The sequence below is a fragment of the Sinomonas sp. G460-2 genome (assembly GCF_047759905.1).
Classification (GTDB): domain Bacteria; phylum Actinomycetota; class Actinomycetes; order Actinomycetales; family Micrococcaceae; genus Sinomonas.
In genome coordinates, this window is sequence record NZ_JBKZWT010000280.1 from 1 (window position 1) to 4,722 (window position 4,722).

Annotated in this window: 6 protein-coding genes; 1 reads left to right on the forward strand and 5 read right to left on the reverse strand. The window is 68.9% G+C overall.

Translation table 11 applies throughout. The features are described 5' to 3' along the window. The 4 genes from ACLN58_RS18005 to glyA form a co-directional block, all read right to left on the reverse strand. Positions 1-378: 2Fe-2S iron-sulfur cluster-binding protein (locus ACLN58_RS18005; protein WP_415856618.1), on the reverse strand; the 378-nt coding region annotated here is incomplete at its 3' end. Next, on the reverse strand, positions 375-665 hold the full coding sequence (locus tag ACLN58_RS18010) for a sarcosine oxidase subunit delta (RefSeq protein WP_415856619.1): 291 nt from the start codon (positions 663-665) through the stop codon (positions 375-377). The genes ACLN58_RS18005 and ACLN58_RS18010, both read right to left, overlap by 4 nt. 40 nt (positions 666-705) lie before the next feature. Continuing rightward, the gene (locus tag ACLN58_RS18015; protein ID WP_415856620.1) at positions 706-1,923 is read right to left on the reverse strand and encodes a sarcosine oxidase subunit beta family protein; all 1,218 of its coding nucleotides are present in this window, start codon (positions 1,921-1,923) and stop codon (positions 706-708) included. Then, positions 1,923-3,248, reverse strand: coding sequence for a serine hydroxymethyltransferase (gene glyA, locus ACLN58_RS18020; RefSeq protein WP_415856621.1), 1,326 nt, complete (start codon positions 3,246-3,248; stop codon positions 1,923-1,925). Before glyA ends, ACLN58_RS18015 begins: the two co-directional genes overlap by 1 nt. Before the next feature lie 148 nt (positions 3,249-3,396). Here glyA and ACLN58_RS18025 point away from each other — a divergent pair, with 148 nt between their 5' ends. After that, entirely contained in the window at positions 3,397-4,071 is a 675-nt protein-coding gene (locus tag ACLN58_RS18025) for a GntR family transcriptional regulator (RefSeq protein WP_415856622.1), read from the forward strand. Positions 4,072-4,090: 19 nt separating this feature from the next. On the opposite strand, the gene ACLN58_RS18030 is transcribed toward ACLN58_RS18025, so the two are convergent. Then, positions 4,091-4,722 (reverse strand): helix-turn-helix transcriptional regulator (locus tag ACLN58_RS18030; RefSeq protein ID WP_415856623.1); only part of this gene is annotated, 632 nt, incomplete at its 5' end.

The window sequence follows — 4,722 nt, forward strand, 5'->3', positions numbered from 1 at the left end:
GTCGGCGTGGACGTATTTCTTGTCGTACACGGACTCGTCATCGACGGGGTCGAGCTGGCCGAGGCCGGAGAGGTACTGGGCCTCGATCCCGTCCACGAGCTCTACCGTGGTGGCGGGCAGCATGGACTCGGTGACGGAGTGGCCGGGGCGGCGGACCTTCAGGAGCGCGTTGGGCTCCTCGACCCCGGCGGCGACGATGCCGCGGGGGCGCTTGAGGTAGAGCGAGGGGGCGGTCTCCACGACGCCGGCGGCCAGCAGGGCCGAGGCGAGCGTGTCGCCCGGGTGTCCCGTGTAGAACCTGCCGTCGACCGTGAACGCGAGGTCCACGGTGCGGTCGATGCGCCCGCCGTTGCGGAGGCGGAACGGTTCGCGGGTCATTTGGCTCCTCCCGGGTGGGCTGGGCGGGCCTCGCCCATGCGGTAGACGGCGGCGATGCGGTAGGTCGAGGTGTCGCGGACGGCGTTGAACCACTTGCGGCAGCCGCCGGTGTGGACCCAGCGCTCGGCGAAGAGGCCCTTCGTGTTCTCGCGATAGAAGAGGTAGCGGCCCCACTCCTCATCCGTGAGGGCGCTGGGGTCCTCGGGGTAGGGAACGTGGGCTTGGCCCCCGTAGTGGAACTCGGTCTCGTCCCGGGGCCCGCAGTTCGGGCAGCTGATCAGGATCATCGCTGGCTTTCCTTCTTGTCGGGCGATGCGGCGGGCGCCATTAGTGGGCGACGGCGGCCGCGCCGTGCTCGTCGATGAGGGCCCCCGAGACGAAGCGCTCGAGGGAGAAAGGCTCGTTGAGGCGGTGCGGCTCGCCGGTCGCGATGGTGTGCGCCATCGTCCAGCCCGCACCCGGGGTGCCCTTGAAGCCGCCCGTGCCCCAGCCGCAGTTCACGAACAGGTTCTCGATCGGGGACGTGCCCACGATCGGGGAGGCGTCGAGCGTGACGTCCACGATCCCGCCCCACGTGCGCAGCAGGTGCGCGCGGGCGAAGATCGGGAAGAGCTCGACGGCCGCGGCCATCTGCTGCTCGATGACGTGGAACGCGCCGCGCTGCCCGTACCCGTTGTACGAGTCGATGCCGGCGCCCATCACGAGCTCGCCCTTGTGCGCCTGCGAGACGTACACGTGCACGTGGTTCGACATCACAACCGTCGGGTGCACGATCTCGTGCAGCTCGGAGACGAGCGCCTGGAGCGGGTGGGACTGGATCGGCAGGTCGAACCCGGCCATCTTCGCCAGGACGCTCGAATGGCCCGCAGCGCAGAGGGCCACCTTCTCCGTCGCAATCGTGCCCCGGTTCGTCTTGACGCCGACCACGCGGTTGCCGTCCTTGACGAAGCCCGTGACCTCGCAGTTCTGGATCAGGTCCACGCCGAGCTCGTCCGCCTTGCGGGCAAACGCCCACGCGACGTGGTCGTGCTTCGCGATTCCAGCCCGCGGCTGGTACGTCGCCCCGAGGACGGGGTAGCGGATCCTGTCGCTCGTGTTGAGGATGGGGCACAGCTCCTTGACCTGGTCCACGTCGAGCCACTCGGCGTCCACCCCGTTGAGCTTGTTCGCGCTGACCCGGCGGACCGACTCGCGCACGTCCTGGAGCGTGTGCGCAAGGTTCATGACGCCGCGCTGGCTGAACAGGAAGTCGTACTCGAGCTCCTCGGGAAGCTTCTCCCACAGCTTGAGCGAGTGCTCGTAGATCGCCGCGGACTCGTCCCACAGATAGTTAGATCGAATGATCGTGGTGTTGCGGGCCATGTTCCCGCCCGCAAGCCAGCCGCGCTCGAGTACGGCGATGTTCGTCATCCCGTGGTTCTTCGCGAGGTAGTACGCCGTCGCGAGCCCGTGCCCGCCGCCGCCCACGATCACCGCGTCGTACGACGGCTTCGGATCGGGGTTGCGCCAGAGGAAGTCCGGGTGCTCCGGCAGGAGGTCCGCCATCACAGGGCTCCGTTCGAGATGAGGTTCGGCTCGTCCGCAGCGCCGGCCGCGGTGAGGTTCGGGTAGAGCGGGTGCTTCTCCGCAAGGAGCTTCACGCGGGTGCGGAGGGACTCGGCGACCTCGTCGGTGAAGCTGGGCTTGAGGGCCGTGGCGATGATGTCCGCGACCTCGCGGAACTCGGTCTCGCCGAAGCCTCGCGTGGCCAGGGCGGGCGTGCCGATGCGCAGGCCGGAGGAGACCATCGGCGGGCGGGGGTCGAACGGCACGGCGTTCCGGTTCACGGTGATGCCGATCCGGTGCAGGCGGTCCTCGCCCTGCTGCCCGTCCAGGTCCGAGTTCCGCAGGTCGACGAGGACGAGGTGCACGTCCGTGCCGCCGTTGACCACGGAGACGCCACCGGCCGCGACGTCGTCCTCGAGCAGCCGCTCCGCGATGATCTTCGCGCCCTGGAGGGTCCGCTCCTGACGCTCGCGGAACGCCGGCTCGGCGGCGAGCTTGAACGCGACGGCCTTCGCCGCGACGACGTGCTCGAGGGGCCCGCCCTGCTGGCCGGGGAACACCGCGGAATTGATCTTCTTGGCCAAGTCTGCGCTGTTCGTGAAGATCACACCGCCGCGCGGACCGCCCAGGGTCTTGTGGGTCGTCGTCGTCACGATGTCCGCGTGCGGCACCGGGTTCGGGTGCAGGCCCGCGGCGACGAGCCCCGCGAAATGCGCCATGTCGACCATGAGGTACGCGCCCACAAGGTCGGCGATCCGGCGGAACTCGGCGAAGTCGAGCTGCCGTGAGTACGCGGACCAGCCGGCCACGATGAGCTTGGGACGGTGCTCGAGGGCGAGGCGCTCGACCTCGGCCATGTCGATGAGGAAGTCCTTGGGGCTGACCTCGTACGGGATGACCTTGTAGAGCCGGCCGGAGAAGTTGATCTTCATCCCGTGGGTCAGATGCCCGCCGTGCGCGAGCGAGAGGCCCAGGATTGTGTCCCCCGGCTCGAGCAGCGCGAACATCGCCGCCGCGTTCGCCTGGGCGCCCGAATGGGGCTGCACGTTCGCGAAGCCGGCGCCGAAGAGCGCCTTCGCGCGGTCGATCGCGAGCTGCTCGATCACGTCGACGTTCTCGCAGCCGCCGTAGTAGCGCCGGCCCGGGTAACCCTCCGCGTACTTGTTCGTCAGGACCGAGCCTTGGGCCTCCATCACCGCCGTCGGTGCGAAGTTCTCCGAGGCGATCATCTCGAGCGTGCCCTGCTGGCGCCGCAGCTCTGCCGCAATCGCGGCCGCGACCTCGGGGTCGGTCTCCACGAGCGGAGTGGTCAGGACGTCCACCATGTCGCCCTCCTCTTCTGCAGTCTCTGTCAGGCTGGGATAGAACTAGTATCACACTGATATATCAATGTCTGATGACGAGTATGATTGAGGGCAGAGGTGAAGTCAACCATCCGGGAACAGGGCCGGGAACGGGAAGGCAGGGCAGGACATGACGCTGCAAGAGGCACTCGCACCAGGCGAGCCGAGCTCCGGGCTCTCGCTTGCCGACTTCGCCTACCAGCGCTTGAAGGACAAGCTGATCACCCTCGAGATCCGCCCAGGGGAGCCGATCAACGACGGCCAGCTCGCCGCGGAGCTCGGCGCCGGGCGCACGCCCGTCCGCGAGGCCCTCAAGCGCCTCGAGACGGACCATCTCGTGGTCTCCTACCCTCGGCGCGGGACGTTCGCGACCGTCGTCGACATCACGGAACTCGCCGCCATCTCGGAGATTCGGCAGTTGCTCGAACCCCTCGCCGCTCGGCGCGCGGCCGAGAACGCGGGCGCCGCCGTGCGCGCCGAACTCCGCGCGCAGGCCGCGGAGCTCAGAGCCCTCGACGGGTCCCGCCTCAGCCGGACCGAGCTCATGCGCCTCGACATGTCCGTGCACAAGTTGATCTACCGCGCCTCGGGCAACGCGCACCTCGAGGACGTCCTGATCCGCTACGACAATCTCGCCACACGCATCTGGTGCCTCGTGATCGACAAGCTCCCCGATCTCGCGGGGCACGTCATGGAGCACACCACGCTTCTCAAGGCCATTGCCGACGGCGACGCCGACGCGGCCGCCAAGCTCACCCTCGAGCACGTCAACAGTTTCGAGGCCGCGATCCGCCGCGTTCTCTGACGTGCAGCGCGAACCGTTGTCAGGTACGCGCGCTGGCCTCGTTCGCGAGCGCGACCGCCTCGGCGCGTGACCCAACCCCCAGCTTGCGAAAGAGGTTGCGCAGGTGGAACTTCACGGTGTTCTCGCTCACGTGGAGTTCGGCGGCGATGGCCCGATTCCGGAGGCCCGCCGTCAAGAGGTGCAGCACCTCCTCCTCGCGCCTGCCCAAGCCCCACGCGGCCGTCTCGTGGGACGGGGGCGCCGGCGGATCCAGGGGCAGCGACACGAACGCGTCAGCTCCCCACCCCGCCATGACCTCGACCCGCAACCGCCCGTTGAGTGCCTCGACCCGTTGTTCGATGCGTCGGAGCGCGTCCTCGGCGAGGGAAAGCTGGCCCCTCCCGTCGTCGCGGATGTTGACGAGCAGATTCGTTCCGTCGCAGTCCCACTGGACACGGACACGGCTCACGCCGTCCTGTTCGACCATCGCCAGGACGAGGGAACGCACCATCGCCCGCGCCGCGTGGGCCACCTCCCCGGGCAGGGCGCGACCGTCCGCGGGCGGCTCGACGAACTGCACGTCGATCCCCCCGAAGCGCCCGAGAGGCCGGAGGTCGGCCCGGAGCCGCTCGAAGGCCTTGACCACGGGTTCCTCGAGAAGGGCCGTGGTCC